Consider the following 16,036-nt stretch of genomic DNA (forward strand, 5'->3'; position numbering starts at 1 on the left):
GGGCTTGTGGTTGGAAGGCTGGTGGTGGTGCTTGTGGTGCCAGGTTGTGGCGCACTGTTGGGTTTTGAGGCAACAAGCATGCTGTGCCTGCCGTTGTGGTGGGTGTGGTGTTCTTGGTGTTTCGGTTGAAAGACCATGTTTGTTTTCCTGTGTCCTTGGCACGCGTGCCCCTTGTGTGGGTGTGTGGTGTGGGGGTGTGGGGTTGTTGTTTGGGAACTGTATAGTGAACGCGAGCATCTTGAAATGACAGGTGCCTGCCGCATTTTGTGTGTGTGGGTGTTTGTTGTTTTGTGATTTTGTTGATTGTTTTGTTGCTCATGTATTTGAGGTTTTCTGTGCTGTCGTTTGTCTGTGATGGATGGATGATTGTGTTGAAAGTTTTTAAGGGCGCACGGTGGATGCCTTGGCATCAGGAGCCGATGAAGGACGTGGGAATCTGCGATAAGCCTGGTGGAGTCGATAACCGGACGTTGAGGCCAGGATTTCCGAATGGGGAAACCCGGCACCATGTTATGTGGTGTGACCCGTGGCTGAATGTATAGGCCATGTGGGGGGAACGCGGGGAAGTGAAACATCTCAGTACCCGCAGGAAAAGAAAACAATAGTGATTCCGTTAGTAGTGGCGAGCGAACGCGGATGGGGCTAAACCGGTAGGTGTGTGATAGCGGATAGGCGTTGCATCTTCGGGGTTGTGGGGTCCATATGTGCCAGTTCTATTCGGCTGGCGGGATGAGGTGCAGGCGTATAGGTGAATCGGTTGGAATGCCGGACCAGAGAGGGTGATAGTCCCGTAGTCGTCATGCGTGCTGCCGTCCTAGTGTGGGTGCCCGAGTAGCACGGGGCTCGAGGAATCCCGTGTGAATCTGCCAGGACCACCTGGTAAGCCTGAATACTACCTGATGACCGATAGTGAATCAGTACCGTGAGGGAATGGTGAAAAGTACCCCGGGAGGGGAGTGAAATAGTACCTGAAACCGTGTGCTTACAAACCGTTAGAGCAGGGCTTTGTGTTCTGTGATGGCGTGCCTTTTGAAGAATGAGCCTGCGAGTTAGTGCTGTGTCGCGAGGTTAACCCGTGTGGGGTAGTCGTAGCGAAAGCGAGTCTGAATAGGGCGTTTGAGTGGCACGGTCTAGACCCGAAGCGAAGTGATCTACCCATGGCCAGGTTGAAGCGCGTGTAAGAGCGTGTGGAGGACCGAACCCACTTCAGTTGAAAATGGAGGGGATGAGCTGTGGGTAGGGGTGAAAGGCCAATCAAACTTCGTGATAGCTGGTTCTCCCCGAAATGCATTTAGGTGCAGCGTTGCGTGTTTCTTACTGGAGGTAGAGCTACTGGATAGGCGATGGGCCCTACAAGGTTACTGACCTTAGCCAAACTCCGAATGCCGGTAAGTTAGAGCGCAGCAGTGAGACTGTGGGGGATAAGCTTCATAGTCGAGAGGGAAACAGCCCAGAACGCCAACTAAGGCCCCTAAGCGTGTGCTAAGTGGAAAAGGATGTGGAGTTGCTGTGACAACCAGGAGGTTGGCTTAGAAGCAGCCACCCTTGAAAGAGTGCGTAATAGCTCACTGGTCAAGTGATTCCGCGCCGATAATGTAGCGGGGCTCAAGCACACCGCCGAAGTTGCGTCATTCAAACATGTCATTGGCTTTTGTGGTCCAGTGGTTTGGATGGGTAGGGGAGCGTCGTGTGGCCGGTGAAGTCGCGGTGGAAACCAGCGGTGGAGGCTACGCGAGTGAGAATGCAGGCATGAGTAGCGAATGACGGGTGAGAAACCCGTCCGCCGAATGATCAAGGGTTCCAGGGTCAAGTTAATCTGCCCTGGGTTAGTCGGGACCTAAGGCGAGGCCGACAGGCGTAGTCGATGGACAACGGGTTGATATTCCCGTACCGGCGAAGGACCGCCCATACTGAGCATCTGATGCTAACCACCTGCCGCCATGACGTGCTGCCCCCTTTGGGGGGTGGTTGTTGTGGTTGGTGGCTGGGAACCGAGGGTGTGAGGTCAGCGTGTTAACAGGTGTGACGCAGGAAGGTAGCCGAGCCAGGCAATGGAATTGACCTGGTCCAAGGGTGTAGGGTGTTTCGTTGGCAAATCCGCGGAACGTGTGCCTGAGACCTGATAGGCGCCCACTTTGGTGGGTGATTCGGTGATCCTATGCTGCCTAGAAAAGCATCGGCGTGAGGTCCCAGTCCGCCCGTACCCTAAACCGACACAGGTGATCTGGTAGAGAATACCGAGGCGATCGAGAGAATCATGGTTAAGGAACTCGGCAAAATGCCCCCGTAACTTCGGAAGAAGGGGGGCCTGCCTCGTGAGGGAAACTTGCTTTCCTGAGCGGGTGTGGGCCGCAGAGACCAGGGGGAAGCGACTGTTTACTAAAAACACAGGTCCGTGCGAAGTCGCAAGACGATGTATACGGACTGACTCCTGCCCGGTGCTGGAAGGTTAAGAGGACCTGTTAGACCCTTTTGGGGTCGAAGCGGAGAATTTAAGCCCCAGTAAACGGCGGTGGTAACTATAACCATCCTAAGGTAGCGAAATTCCTTGTCGGGTAAGTTCCGACCTGCACGAATGGAGTAACGACTTCCCCGCTGTCTCAACCATGAACTCGGCGAAATTGCAGTACGAGTAAAGATGCTCGTTACGCGCAGCAGGACGGAAAGACCCCGAGACCTTTACTATAGTTTGGTATTGGTGTTCGGTGCAGCTTGTGTAGGATAGGTGGGAGACTGTGAAGCCTGGACGCTAGTTCGGGTGGAGTCATCGTTGAAATACCACTCTGGCTGTACCGGTCACCTAACTTCGGACCATGATCTGGTTCAGGGACAGTGCCTGATGGGTAGTTTAACTGGGGCGGTTGCCTCCTAAAGAGTAACGGAGGCGCCCAAAGGTTCCCTCAGCCTGGTTGGCAATCAGGTGTTGAGTGTAAGTGCACAAGGGAGCTTGACTGTGAGAGTGACAGCTCGAGCAGGGACGAAAGTCGGGACTAGTGATCCGGCGGCACCGTGTGGAAGGGCCGTCGCTCAACGGATAAAAGGTACCTCGGGGATAACAGGCTGATCTTGCCCAAGAGTCCATATCGACGGCATGGTTTGGCACCTCGATGTCGGCTCGTCGCATCCTGGGGCTGGAGTAGGTCCCAAGGGTTGGGCTGTTCGCCCATTAAAGCGGTACGCGAGCTGGGTTTAGAACGTCGTGAGACAGTTCGGTCCCTATCCGCTGCGCGCGTTGGAAATTTGAGAAGGGCTGTCCTTAGTACGAGAGGACCGGGACGGACGAACCTCTGGTGTGTCAGTTGTACTGCCAAGTGCATCGCTGATTAGCTACGTTTGGAAGGGATAACCGCTGAAAGCATCTAAGCGGGAAGCCTGCTTCGAGATGAGATTTCCATGCACTTTTTGTGTGAGAGGCCCCCAGCTAGACCACTGGGTTGATAGGCAGGATGTGGAAGCAAGGACTAAAGACTTGTGTAGCTGACCTGTACTAATAGGCCGATGACTTATCAACACACAACAAAACCACCCCCTCGCTGGGGTGTTCGGCAAAGAGTGTTGCTCGCGTTCACTATACGGTTACGAAACAACAACCACACCATCCCAGGCCCCCCCTTGTTGGTGGGGTGTGGGGGTTGGCAGGTGTTGTTCATGGATGGTTTTGCAGCCGGCACCAGGTGTGTGGTTGTTTCACTGCTGTTACGGCGGTCATAGCGTGGGGGAAACGCCCGGTCCCATACCGAACCCGGAAGCTAAGGCCCACTGCGCCGATGGTACTGCACTCGTGAGGGTGTGGGAGAGTAGGACACCGCCGGACTTAATTTGATGAAGGGTTTGAGGCTCCAACCAGTGATGGTTGGAGCCTCACCTGTTTAAGCCGTGGGGCTTTAGCCGTCCTCCACACCTACGACTGCACGATACGCATCCTGAGTGTCTGGCCACATTTCCCCCGCTTTCAAGCCACGGGCTTTTCACGTCGCCTAGACTTGAATGAGCGCGACGCCTGCAGCGTCGCAAAGATACTAAATAGTGAAGTGACTCGACGTGCGAGCACGAAGGTTGCGGTGTTGGAATAGGGCCGCTGAGAGGAAAACTTTTCATGTCTAACGAATCCCATCGCAACTCGGGCAACGACCGAGGAAATTTCCGAAACAATCATTCGGGACGAAACCAAGAGCATCGCGGCGGCTTCCGCCGTGATGGCGACCAGCGCAAGGACAACCGTCGAGGCGAAGACCGCCGTGACGGTTTCCGGCGAGACGATAGTGATCGCGGTGGCTACCGCGGACAGCGAGACTCTAATCGCGGAGACTTCCGCCGTAACGATGACAACCGCGGTGGTTACCGCGGCGATCGTGACCGCAACCGCGGGGATTTCCGCCGCAATGATGACAACCGTGGTGGCTTCCGCGGGGATCGTGACCGTTCTGATTTTCGTCGCGATAGCGACAAGCGCGACAATTTCCGCCGCAATGATGACAACCGTGGTGGCTTCCGCGGGGATCGTGACCGTTCTGATTTCCGCCGCAACGACGACAACCGCGGCGGTTACCGCGGGGACCGTGACCGCAGCCGCGGGGACTTCCGCCGTACCGACGAGAACCGTGGCGGTTTCGGCGGGGACCGCGATCGCAATCGTGGAGGGTTCCGGCGTAATGATGATAACCGCGGTGGTTATCGCGGGGACCGTGACCGTACTGACTTCCGCCGCAATGACGACAACCGTGGTGGCTTCCGTGGGGACCGTGAGCGTTCTGATTTCCGTCGTGATGGCGACAAGCGCGACAATTTTCGCCGCAATGATGACAACCGTGGTGGCTTCCGCGGGGATCGTGACCGTTCTGATTTCCGTCGCGATGGCGACAAGCGCGATAATTTCCGCCGCAATGACGACAAGCGCGGTGGCTTCCGCGGGGACCGTGAGCGTTCTGATTTCCGTCGCGATGACGACAAGCGCGGTGGCTTCCGCGGGGACCGTGAGCGTTCTGATTTCCGTCGCGATGACGACAAGCGCGGTGGCTTCCGCGGGGACCGTGAGCGTTCTGATTTCCGTCGCGATGACGACAAGCGCGGTGGCTTCCGCGGGGACCGTGAGCGTTCTGATTTCCGTCGCGATGACGACAAGCGCGGTGGCTTCCGCGGGGACCGTGAGCGTTCTGATTTCCGTCGCGATGACGACAAGCGCGGTGGCTTCCGCGGGGACCGTGAGCGTTCTGATTTCCGTCGCGATGGCGATAAGCGCGATAATTTCCGCCGCAATGACGACAACCGTGGCGGCTTCCGCGGGGACCGTGAGCGTTCTGATTTCCGCCGCAACGACGAGAACCGTGGCCAGTTCCGCAAGGGTGACGAGCGCGGGCGGGAGACCTCCCGTGGCCGCTCCGAGGGTGGGGCGCCCAAGGGCAAATTCCAGGATGACGAGCGCGGCGTTCGCAAGCACAACCCCGGCGATCTGCGCATCTCCAACCGTCCGGACCGCACTGCCTCTCCGGACATCGACGAGGACGTGACGGGCAAGGAGCTGGATCGCGTGGCTCGCGCCCAGCTGCGCTACCTGGAGGAACGCAGCCAGAGCTGGGTTGCCAAGCACCTGGTCATGGCCGGACGTCTGCTTGAGGTCGATCCTGAGCTGGCCTATGAGCACACCCTGGCGGCTTCCCGCCGTGGCGGTCGCGTGGCCGTGGTGCGCGAGGCGGTGGGGATCGCCGCCTACCATGCTGGCAAGTATGCCGATGCCCTGCGCGAACTGCGCACCCACCGCCGGATCAGCGGCTCGGACTACAACCTGCCGCTGATTGCCGACTCGCTACGCGGTCTGGGCCGGGGGGAGAAGGCCATTGAAATGGCGCACGACGAGGAGTTCGCCGAGCTGGACACCGCGGTCAAGGTGGAGTTGCACATTGTGGCCGCCGGCGCCTACGCCGACCTGGGGAAGATGGACGCCGCGCTGGCCGAGCTGGAGGCGCTGCCGCAGCTGGACTTCAACCGTGCCTTCAAGTTCACCCCGCGCCTTTTCAGCGCCTACGCCGACCTGCTGCAGGAAGCCGGCCGGGCCGAAGAGGCCAAGCGCTGGCGCGCGCAGATCGCCGTGGCGGAGCGGGCGCTGGGCGTTGAGGAGGACAGCGACGATTCGTTCATCTACGACCTGGCCCCGGAAATGGATGAGGAAGAGGCCCATCCGCGGGCCAAGGACCTGATCGAGCCGGGCGCTGACGCAGAAGCCGAGGAAGCCGACTCCGATTCGGACGTCGTTGCCCAGATGGACGCTTCCAACGAGGATGACGAAACCGTGCAGGAGCACGCCGCGACCGGCATCGACGAGGAGGATGACCTGTCCGAGGTGTCCTTCGATGACGCGCAGGCCGAGGACGATGACGCGCAGGAACGCACCATCCACGCCGATGGGGACGAGAGTCCAGCGCAGGACAAGTAGCGCTTCAGCGCACTAGGAGGGAACTGGCCAGATGCTGATTTCGGGTTTTGACTCGGTCCTGTCCGACCTGGATGGGGTGGTGTACGCCGGGGCTGAGGCCGTGACCGGCGCCGTGGAGTCGCTGAACGCGTTGGCGGAGGTGGAGGTCCCGCTGGCCTTCATCACCAACAACGCGGGGCGCTCCCCAATGGCCGTGGCGGCACACCTGCGCCAGCTGGGCGTGAAGACGTCGGCGGAGCACGTATTCGGTTCGGCCGATGCCGGCGCGGAGTTGCTGGCCCAGAAACTGAACCCGGGCAGCAAGGTGCTGGTGGTCGGTTCCCCCTACCTGCGTGAGTGCGTGGCCGTGCGCGGCATGGAAGTGGTGGAGTCCCATCAGGACGAGCCGGCCGGAGTGATCCAGGGGTTCTACCCCGAGGTTTCGTGGACCGACCTGGCCGAGGCCAGCTATGCGATCGCCCGCGGGGCGACGTGGGTGGCCACCAACACGGATCTGACGATCCCGCGGTCCGAGGGCCTGGCCCCGGGCAACGGCTCGCTGGTCAACGCCGTGCAGGCGGCGGTGGACGCCGAGCCGGAGATCGCCGGCAAACCGCAGTCCTACCTGTTCACCCGTGCCGCGGAACGGCTGGATTCAACCAAGCCGCTGGTGGTCGGGGACCGGCTGGACACCGATATCCTGGGCGCCAACCGCGCCGGGTTCAGCAGCGCCCTGGTGCTCACCGGGGTCGATAGCCCGCGCAGCGCCCTGGCCGCCCCGGCCGATCAGCGCCCCACCTACCTGATCCGGTCGCTGGATGACTTTTACCGGCCCTACCCGACCACCCAGGTGCTGGGCTTCGGGGTACAGGTCGGGGAGGCGGTGGCCAGCGTGCGCGAGGACAAGATCGAGGTGACCGGCACCGAATCGGACCTGGATGGCTGGCGTGCGGCGTGCCACGCCTGGTGGCTGGCCCATCCGCGGCAGACTGGGTGTGTAGAACCGCAGATCCAATTCACCGCACGCGGGCTGGATGAACTGCACCGCGCCGCGCGGAGGTAAGAGATGAACCATCCGATGCCGACCCCCGGGCCCCTGGCCCGACCCGCCGCCGCCCAGGTGACTGAGCAGGTCGTGGAGGAACGCCTGGCCTCGCTGGCCTCCCTGGACATCGCCGAGCATGCGCGGGTCTATGAGCAGCTGCTGCATGATCTGCAGCAGGACCTGAACCGCACCGGGGGCGGGACGCAGTGAGCCGCCTGGACCAGGAGCTGGTCGCCCGTTCCCTGGCTCGATCCCGCACCGACGCCGCCCGGCTGATCGCCGAGGGGCGGGTGCTGCTGGACGGGCAGCCGGCCACGAAGGCCTCCAAGAAGGTCGATCCTTCCGCGACGCTGCAGCTGCTGCCCGGCCAGGGGGAGGAGTACGTCAGCCGGGCCGGGCACAAGCTGGCCGGGGCGCTGGAACACTACCCGGACATCGACCCGCGGGGCCTGCGCTGCCTGGACGCCGGGGCCTCCACCGGCGGGTTCACCGATGTGCTGCTGCGCCGCGGGGCCCGGCACGTGGTGGCCGTCGACGTCGGCCACGGTCAGCTGGTGGACCAGATCCGCTTTGACCAGCGGGTCAGCGTGCACGAGGGGCTGAACGTGCGTTACCTGGAGCCGGCGCAGATCGGGGGAGTTGTCGACCTGGTGGTGGCTGACTTGTCTTTTATTTCGCTGCGCCTGGTGATCCCGGCGCTGGCGCAGGCAACACGCCCGGGCGGGACCCTGTTGTTGATGGCCAAACCCCAGTTCGAGGTGGGCCGGGAGCACCTGGGCAAGTCCGGGGTGGTCACCTCCGCACGCCTGCGGCGCACCGCGGTGGAAAACGTGGTGGCCAGCGCGCGGGAAGCCGGACTTGAGCTGCAGGGGCTGGCGCGCAGCCCGCTGCCCGGGCAGGATGGGAACGTGGAGTTCTTCCTGCGCCTGGGCCGGCCCGACACCGGGCAGCCACAATCCCCGCCCGATGCGCGGATGTGGGAGCTGGTTGACTATTCTTGAACACAACGCGTCGAAGCGACGGGCTGGATCGGTGCGCACCTAGCCGCCGGTGCATCCTGCGCGCTTCCACCCCGAGAATTCGAGCCTGAGGGGGCATCCGATATTGCGCCGCATCCTAGTTTTCACCCACACGGGCCGTAAGGACGCGATCGCCGCGGCCATCGAAACCTCCCACCAGCTGGCCAATTCCGGCATCGTGCCGGTAATGCGCCGCCAGGACCAGCACGCGGTCATCGGCGCCAACGGGGACAACCAGGGCGAGGATGCGCTGCACGTGGAGATCCTGGGCGAGGACTGCCAGATGCAGGACATCGATCTGGGGGTGGTGCTTGGCGGCGACGGCTCGGTGCTGCACGCCGCGGAGCAGGTGCGGGAGGCCGACCTGCCGCTGGTGGGCGTGAACCTGGGCCACGTCGGCTTCCTGGCCGAAAGTGAACGCACCGAGCTGGCCAATTCGGTGGCCCAGCTTGCCGCCGGGCGCTACACCGTGGAGCAGCGCATGGCCATCGAGGTCAAGGTGTGGCTGGACAACGTGTGCCTGGCCGAGACCTGGGCGCTGAACGAGGCGGCGGTGGAGAAGGCCAACCGTGAGCGGATGGTCGAGGTCGTCATCGAGGTCGACGGCCGGCCGATCTCCACCTTCGGTTGTGACGGGGTGGTGATGGCCACCCCCACCGGCTCCACCGCCTACGCCTTTTCCGCCGGCGGTCCGGTGGTTTGGCCGGAGGTCGCGGCATTGATCATGGTGCCGATCAGCGCCCACGCCCTGTTCGCCAAGCCGCTGGTGATCTCCCCGGACTCGGTGATGGCGGTGGAGATGCTCACCCGCACCGACGCCGAGGCCGTGCTGTGGTGCGATGGCCGGCGCACCATTGACCTGCCGCCCGGGGCCCGGGTGGAAGTGACCCGCAGCGCCCAGCCGGTGAAGCTGGCCCGGCTGAACACCACCCCGTTCTCCGAACGCCTGGTCAACAAGTTCGAGCTGCCGATCCAGGGCTGGCGCGGACCGGCCCGCCCGTCGGAACGCCGCACCGCCACCACCGCGCTGCCGGTGGTCAAGCCCGAACTGCGCACCGTCGAGCCGCACAACAAGGACGAGCCGGGCATCCCGATGGTGGCCCGCGACGATCCGCGCCCCTGACATCCGGCCGTGCCCGCACGATGGCGGCGGGCGCCCCCCCAGATCGCCGTAATCCCCGTCCGGTATCCAGTGGGCTTGGGTCCACGCCGCGGCGGGGGATAGTGGGAGCCAGTTGCAGGAGCGGCCACCTCCCACCGGTGAACGCCGACAGCGGGCCGGGGGCCGGGGGCTGCGCGGCCACCAAGCTGACCCCAGCCCCGCGGGTCATCACCCCGCGGGCCACCAACGGGGTCTGCGCGCCGGGTTCGAACACGATGTTCGAACAAGAGGATTCGAATATGTGTACGATGGTGACGGTAATCTAACGCAAGAACATGAACGCATCAGCTCAATCGATCGGGAGTGCGCGATGATTCAGGAAATTTCGATCTCCAACCTCGGTGTCATCACCCAGGCCACCCTGCCGCTGGGTCCGGGCCTGACCGTGGTCACCGGCGAGACCGGTGCGGGCAAGACCATGGTGATTACCGCGCTCTCCCTGTTGCTGGGCCGCCGTGCCGACGCCGGGGCCGTGCGCACCGGGGCAAAGCACGCACTGGCCGAGGCCGTGGTGCACCTGGAGCCCGATCACCATGTGCTCGATGCTGCCGCCCAGGCCGGCGCATTCATTGAACCGGCCGGGGAGGGCGGGCAGCGCAGCGAGCTGCTGTTGAGCCGTTCCCTCTCCGCCCAGGGCCGTTCGCGCGCCACCGTGGGCGGGCGCAGCGCGCCGGTGGGCCTGCTGGCCGAGCTGGGCTCGGAGCTGGTGGCGGTGCACGGCCAGTCCGACCAGATCCGGTTGAAGGAGGCCGGCGCGCAGCGCGACGCCCTGGACCGCTTCGCCGGTGATGACTTTTCCCGCACCCTGGCCCGCTACCAGCGCAGCTACCGCCAGTGGCGCGAGGTCAGCCGTGAGCTGGCCAGCCTGAAGCAGGATTCGCGGGACCGGGTGCGGGAGGCGGAAAACCTGCGCCTGGCGCTGGAGGAGATCGACGGGATCGACCCGCAGTCGGGGGAGGATGAGCAGCTGCGCGAGGCCGCCACGAAGCTGGGCAACGTCGAATCGCTGCGCAACGCCGCCGTCCAGGCCCACGGCATCCTCGACAGCGAGGATTTTGAGACCCCGGGCATCAACTCGCTGGTGGAAAGCGCGCGCGGGGTGCTGGCCGCCGCCGGGGGAGACGACCCGGCCCTGCAGGGGTTTGCGGACCGCGCCGCGGAACTGGGCATCTTGGCCTCGGAGCTCTCCAGCGACATCTCGGCCTACCTGGCGGACCTGGACGAGGAGGGCCCCGAACGCCTGGCTCAGGTGGAGGCGCGGCGCGCGGAGCTGGGCAAGCTGCTGCGCAAATACGCCCCGAGCCTCGATGAGGTGCTGCAGTGGGCCGACGCCTCCCGGACCCGGCTGGAGGAGCTGGGCGGGGATGACACCCGCATCACGGAACTGCAGGAGCGCAGCACCAAGCTGGGCAATGAGGTTTCCTCGCTGGCCGCGGAGCTGACCCGGGCCCGCACCAAGGCCGCCAAGCTGCTGTCCAAGCGGGTCAGCCAGGAACTGACCGCGTTGGCAATGCCCGACGCGAAACTGGTCGTGCAGCTGGAGGCGCTGGAGGAGCCCGGGGCGTACGGGCAGGACTCCATCGCGATGCTGCTGGCCCCGCACGCCGGGGCCGCACCCCGCCCGCTGGGCAAGGGCGCCTCCGGCGGTGAGCTCTCCCGGGTGATGCTGGCGATCGAGGTGGTGCTCGCGGCCGTGGACCCGGTGCCGACCTTCGTGTTCGACGAGGTCGACCAGGGCGTGGGCGGCAAGGCCGCGGTGGCCATCGGCGAACGCCTGGCCATGCTGGCCCGCCACGTACAGGTCATCGTCGTCACCCACCTGCCCCAGGTGGCCGCCTATGCCGATCGCCACATCCGTGTGATCAAGAACTCCGATGCGACGGCGAACACCGGCAAGGGCTTCACCGCCTCGGACGTCGTGGCCCTGGATGAGGCCCAAAGGGTGCGGGAACTGGCGCGAATGCTGGCCGGGCAGGAGGAGTCGGACACCGCCCAGGCGCACGCGGAGGAGCTGTTGGGTGAGGCCCGGCAGCTGGTAGATTCGCTGTCGAAGGCGGCGGCCAAAGCCTAACCGCCGCCGCTGCGCCCCCGCCATCCGGGTGTGGCGATGGTGACAAGTGGATGGTCAGGTGCAGGATTGGTGATAGGATGAAATCCCGTGGTGCAGCGTAATACAACTCGTGATTCTCGGTCGTCTGAAACGACAAAGCATATCTTCGTCACCGGCGGTGTGGCCTCGTCCCTGGGTAAGGGACTGACGGCATCCAGCCTTGGACATCTCCTTCGGGCTCGTGGTCTTTCCGTGACCATGCAGAAGCTCGATCCGTACCTGAACGTCGATCCAGGTACCATGAACCCCTTCCAGCACGGCGAGGTCTTCGTGACCGACGACGGCGCCGAAACCGACCTGGACATCGGCCACTACGAGCGCTTCCTGGATGAGAACCTGCCCGGCAGCGCCAACGTGACCACCGGCCAGGTGTACTCCACCGTCCTGGAGCGTGAACGCCGCGGCGAATACCTGGGCGACACCGTACAGGTCATCCCGCACATCACCGATGAGATCAAGCGCCGCATGCGCCTTCCGGCCACCGAGCCGGGCGAGGGCAAGAGCGCGCCGGATGTGATCATCACCGAAATCGGCGGCACCGTGGGGGACATCGAATCCCAGCCGTTCCTGGAATCGGCCCGCCAGGTGCGCCAGGACATCGGACGCAAGAACGCGTTCTTCGTGCACGTTTCCCTGGTTCCGTACATCGGCCCCAGCCAGGAACTGAAGACCAAGCCGACCCAGCATTCGGTGGCGGCCCTGCGCTCCATCGGCATCCAGCCCGAGGCGCTGGTGATCCGCTCGGATCGCCAGATCCCGCAGGAGATGCGCGCCAAGCTGGGACGCACCTGCGACGTGGACACCGAGGCGGTCATCAACTGCCCTGACGCCCCGAGCATCTACGACATCCCCAAGGTCATCCACGCCCAGGGGCTGGACGCCTACATCGTGCAGACCCTGGACCTGAAGTTCCGTGACGTGGACTGGGATGACTGGGACCGCCTGCTGGATGTGGTGCACAACCCGGCCCACCACCTGGAGGTGGCGCTGGTGGGCAAGTACGTGGACCTGCCCGACGCCTACCTGTCGGTCACCGAGGCCCTGAAGGCCGGCGGCTTCGACAACAACGCCAAGGTCAACCTGCGTTGGGTCCCGGCCGATGACTGCGCCACCGAGGAAGGCGCCGCCAAGGCGCTGTCCGACGTCGACGCGATCTGCGTGCCCGGCGGCTTCGGCATCCGCGGCCTGGAAGGCAAGCTGGGCGCGTTGAAGTTCGCCCGCGAGAACCGCATCCCCACCCTGGGGCTGTGCCTGGGCCTGCAGTCGATGGTGATCGAGTACGCCCGCAACGTGGCCGGACTGGAGGACGCCTCCTCCACCGAGTTCGACCCGCAGACCACCATGCCGGTGATCGCCACCATGGCCGAGCAGAAGGACATCGTCGATGGCCGCGGCGACCTGGGCGGCACCATGCGCCTGGGCCTGTACCCGGCCAAGCTGGCCGAGGGCTCGGTGGTGGCCGCCACCTACGGCAAGAACGAGGTCTCCGAACGCCACCGCCACCGCTACGAGGTCAACAACGCCTACCGTGAGCAGCTGGAGGAAGCCGGCCTGGTCTTCTCCGGCACCTCCCCGGACGGCAAGCTGGTCGAGTATGTCGAGCTGCCGGCCGAGGTGCACCCGTACTACGTCTCCACTCAGGCGCACCCGGAGCTCTCCAGCCGCCCGACCCGCCCGCACGCACTGTTCAGCGGGCTGATCGCCGCCGCGCTGGCCCAGCGCGGGAACTAGCACCAACCCCGGCACCCCCGGGCAGAGCCAACCAAGGGCCGGTACCGCTGCATGAACTTGCCGCGGTACCGGCCCTTGGGCTTACACTGCGAACAACACCGCGGCCGCCGGCATCAGCAGCCCTGCCGGCCGGCATTGTCATCCAGATGGAAGGACCCTCTTCGTGCCCCACAACCAGCACCCCAGCGACGAATTCTCCCCGCGCACCGTGGTCTCCTCGCAGACCGTCTATGACGGGCTGATCTGGGATGTGCTGCACGATGAGGTGGATCTGGCCCCCGGCGGGCCGCGCATCACCCGCGACTACGTCTCCCACCCCGGGGCGGTGGCCGTGGTGGTCCTCGATGAGCAGGACCGGGTGCTGCTGATCAACCAGTACCGCCACCCGGTGGGCATGACCCTGTGGGAGCTTCCGGCCGGACTGCTGGACGTGGAGGGCGAAGCCCCGCTGCGCGCCGCCCAGCGTGAGCTGTGGGAGGAGGCCGATCGCACCGCCGCGCAATGGGCGGTGCTCACCGACGTGTTCCTCTCCCCGGGCTCCTCCTCCGAGGCGATGCGCATCTTCCTGGCCCGCCAGGCCAGCGAGGTGGCCACCGCGGAGCGTTTCGAGCGCACCGATGAGGAAGCGGAGATGCGTTCGGACTGGGTGCCGCTGGATGAGGCGCTGCAGGCGGTGCTGGGCGGGCGGATTCACAACCCCTCCGCGGTGGTCGGGATCCTGGCCGCCCACGCGGCCCGCGCCCAGGGCTACCGCCACCTTCGCCCGGCCGACGCCCCCTTTACGGCGCACCCGGGCCTGCGGGACAGCTAGCCGATGTCCCGCCCCCCGCTCAGCCCGGCCCCGGACGGTGCCGCTCCCGTAACCGGGCAGGACGTCCCCGCCCCACTGCAGCGCGCCCTGACCCGCTATCTGCAGCACCTGTCCCTGGAGCGCGGCCTGGCCGAGAACACGCTGGCGGCCTACCGCCGCGACCTGACCCGCTACGCCCAGGCGCTGAGCCGCCAGCGGATCGGCGATCCGGCGGGCATCACCCCGGAAGCGGTCAGCGGCTACCTGCAGCAGCTGGCCCAGGGCACCGGGGGCACGCCGGGGCTCAGCGCCCGCACGGTCGCCCGGCACACGGTGGCGATCCGCCAGCTGCACAAGTTCTGGGAACTGGAGGGGCTGTGCGTGCCCAACCCGGCCCGCGACATCCAGCCGCCCAGCTTCGGTTCCTCCCTGCCCAAGGCCATCTCCATTGCCGAGGTCAGCACGATCCTGGAATCGGTGGCGACCGACACCCCGGCGGGGCTGCGCGACCGGGCACTGCTGGAGTTCCTGTACTCCACCGGCGCGCGCATCTCCGAAGTGGTCGCATTGGACGTGGACGACGTGCACTTCGCCGCCGGCCTGCAGCCCGATGCCGACCTGCAACCCTCCACTGAGCTGCAGGCAGCCCCGAATCCCGGCAGCGCACCGGACTCCGCCGGGCAGAGCGTGGTGCGCCTGTTCGGCAAGGGCTCCAAGGAACGGGTGGTGCCGATCGGATCCTACGCGCGCAAGGCGCTCAGCGACTACCTGGTGCGTGCCCGCCCGGGGCTGGCGGCCAAGGGCAGGGGTAATCCGGCACTGTTCCTGAACCAGCGTGGTGGGCGGCTCTCCCGGCAGTCCGCGTGGATGATCCTGTCCAAGGCGGCCGAGCGGGCCGGGGTGCCCACCGAGGTTTCCCCGCATACGTTGCGCCACTCCTTCGCCACCCATCTGCTGGAGGGCGGGGCCGACGTGCGCGTGGTGCAGGAGCTGCTCGGCCACGCCTCGGTAACCACCACCCAGATCTACACCAAGGTCACCGTCGATGCGCTGCGCGAGGCGTACCTCTTCGCCCACCCCCGGGCGCGCTGAAGCCGTCCCGCCACCGCCCATCCAGAAACCCAGCCGTCCTCCAGGAGCCAGCCCATGACCAGCAGCGCCGACGCCAGCGTCAACCGGACCCAGCCGCAACCGGTGGTGCTGGTCCTGCTGCTGCGTGAGGGCCCCACCGGCCGCGAAGTGCTGCTGGGACGCAAGCTCACCGGGTTCGGGGCCGGCAACGTCGTCGCCCCGGGCGGGAAGATCGAGCCGGGGGAGAGCCCGGTGCAGGCGGCGGTGCGGGAACTGGCCGAGGAGACCGGCATGCGCGTGGCGGCGGGCGACCTGGCCCACCGGGCGAACATCGCCTTCCGCTTTCCCGCCAGTCCGCGCTCGGACATGGACTGCAGGGTGTTCGTGGCCACCGTGTTCGGCGGGCAGCCCGCGGCCAGCGGGGAGCTGGACGCCCGCTGGTACCCGGCCCAGGCGTTGCCGGTCCGGGACATGTGGCAGGACGCCGAGCGCTGGCTCCCGCTGCTGCTGGACGGGCAGCGGTTCACCGCCACCGTGCAGATGGCCCCGGACAACCTGGGCGTGGCCAACCTGCGGGTGCAGCAGTGGAACGGCGACGCCCCGGCCTGAACCGCGGCCGGACCCCGAAAGCCAGCGCCCAGAAGTCAGCGTCCGAAAGACCAGCGCGCCCACGGCCGGTTCGCGTGGCCGGTCCGCGCT

At 65.2% G+C, this 16,036-nt stretch carries 10 protein-coding genes, 2 rRNA genes and 1 pseudogene; 12 read left to right on the forward strand and 1 reads right to left on the reverse strand.

Translation table 11 applies throughout. The features are described from left to right. Nucleotides 1-371: 371 nt before the first annotated feature. A 23S ribosomal RNA gene (locus AC6I21_RS04940) occupies nucleotides 372-3,512 on the forward strand. Between the two features lie 185 nt (nucleotides 3,513-3,697). After that, nucleotides 3,698-3,814: ribosomal RNA gene (rrf, locus tag AC6I21_RS04945) — 5S ribosomal RNA — on the forward strand. Between the two features lie 138 nt (nucleotides 3,815-3,952). Here rrf and AC6I21_RS04950 read toward each other — a convergent pair. Further along, a complete protein-coding gene (locus AC6I21_RS04950; protein WP_497763144.1) occupies nucleotides 3,953-5,437 on the reverse strand; it encodes a hypothetical protein in 1,485 nt (494 codons plus the stop codon). A 90-nt stretch (nucleotides 5,438-5,527) separates the two neighbouring features. On the opposite strand from AC6I21_RS04950, the gene AC6I21_RS04955 reads away from it, so the two are divergent. The 10 genes and pseudogenes from AC6I21_RS04955 to AC6I21_RS05000 all read left to right on the forward strand — a co-directional run. Next, a complete protein-coding gene (locus tag AC6I21_RS04955; protein WP_497763145.1) occupies nucleotides 5,528-6,430 on the forward strand; it encodes a hypothetical protein in 903 nt (300 codons plus the stop codon). 31 nt (nucleotides 6,431-6,461) lie between these two features. Next, complete coding sequence (locus AC6I21_RS04960) at nucleotides 6,462-7,472, forward strand: HAD-IIA family hydrolase (RefSeq protein WP_138178437.1); 1,011 nt, start codon at nucleotides 6,462-6,464, stop codon at nucleotides 7,470-7,472. Between the two features lie 3 nt (nucleotides 7,473-7,475). Next, complete coding sequence (locus tag AC6I21_RS04965) at nucleotides 7,476-7,664, forward strand: hypothetical protein (RefSeq protein WP_138178438.1); 189 nt, start codon at nucleotides 7,476-7,478, stop codon at nucleotides 7,662-7,664. After that, complete coding sequence (locus tag AC6I21_RS04970; RefSeq protein ID WP_138925928.1) at nucleotides 7,661-8,455, forward strand: TlyA family RNA methyltransferase; 795 nt, start codon at nucleotides 7,661-7,663, stop codon at nucleotides 8,453-8,455. Before AC6I21_RS04965 ends, AC6I21_RS04970 begins: the two co-directional genes overlap by 4 nt. Nucleotides 8,456-8,555: 100 nt before the next feature. Next, nucleotides 8,556-9,596 carry an NAD kinase gene (locus AC6I21_RS04975; RefSeq protein WP_138178460.1) on the forward strand — a complete coding sequence of 347 codons (1,041 nt, stop codon included), beginning with the start codon at nucleotides 8,556-8,558 and terminating at the stop codon, nucleotides 9,594-9,596. Between the two features lie 349 nt (nucleotides 9,597-9,945). Continuing rightward, nucleotides 9,946-11,706, forward strand: coding sequence for a DNA repair protein RecN (gene recN / locus AC6I21_RS04980; protein ID WP_138925929.1), 1,761 nt, complete (start codon nucleotides 9,946-9,948; stop codon nucleotides 11,704-11,706). Nucleotides 11,707-11,793: 87 nt separating this feature from the next. Next, on the forward strand, nucleotides 11,794-13,476 hold the full coding sequence (gene pyrG / locus AC6I21_RS04985) for a CTP synthase (protein WP_138925930.1): 1,683 nt from the start codon (nucleotides 11,794-11,796) through the stop codon (nucleotides 13,474-13,476). A gap of 163 nt (nucleotides 13,477-13,639) precedes the next feature. After that, the gene (locus tag AC6I21_RS04990; RefSeq protein WP_138925931.1) at nucleotides 13,640-14,287 is read left to right on the forward strand and encodes an NUDIX domain-containing protein; all 648 of its coding nucleotides are present in this window, start codon (nucleotides 13,640-13,642) and stop codon (nucleotides 14,285-14,287) included. Nucleotides 14,288-14,290: 3 nt separating this feature from the next. Next, nucleotides 14,291-15,358 carry a site-specific tyrosine recombinase XerD gene (locus AC6I21_RS04995; protein WP_138925932.1) on the forward strand — a complete coding sequence of 356 codons (1,068 nt, stop codon included), beginning with the start codon at nucleotides 14,291-14,293 and terminating at the stop codon, nucleotides 15,356-15,358. A 54-nt stretch (nucleotides 15,359-15,412) separates the two neighbouring features. Beyond that, nucleotides 15,413-15,781, forward strand: a pseudogene (locus AC6I21_RS05000) (8-oxo-dGTP diphosphatase); the annotation flags it as partial. Nucleotides 15,782-16,036 lie beyond the last annotated feature (255 nt).

Source organism: Glutamicibacter sp. St.4D3, from assembly GCF_059728615.1.

Excerpts from the sequence above, each read along its gene's own strand:
- recN (WP_138925929.1), top strand. The coding sequence starts at position 9,946 with ATGATTCAGGAAATTTCGATCTCCAACCTCGGTGTCATCACCCAGGCC.
- AC6I21_RS04965 (WP_138178438.1), top strand. The coding sequence starts at position 7,476 with ATGAACCATCCGATGCCGACCCCCGGGCCCCTGGCCCGACCCGCCGCC.
- AC6I21_RS04960 (WP_138178437.1), top strand. The coding sequence starts at position 6,462 with ATGCTGATTTCGGGTTTTGACTCGGTCCTGTCCGACCTGGATGGGGTG.
- AC6I21_RS04995 (WP_138925932.1), top strand. The coding sequence starts at position 14,291 with ATGTCCCGCCCCCCGCTCAGCCCGGCCCCGGACGGTGCCGCTCCCGTA.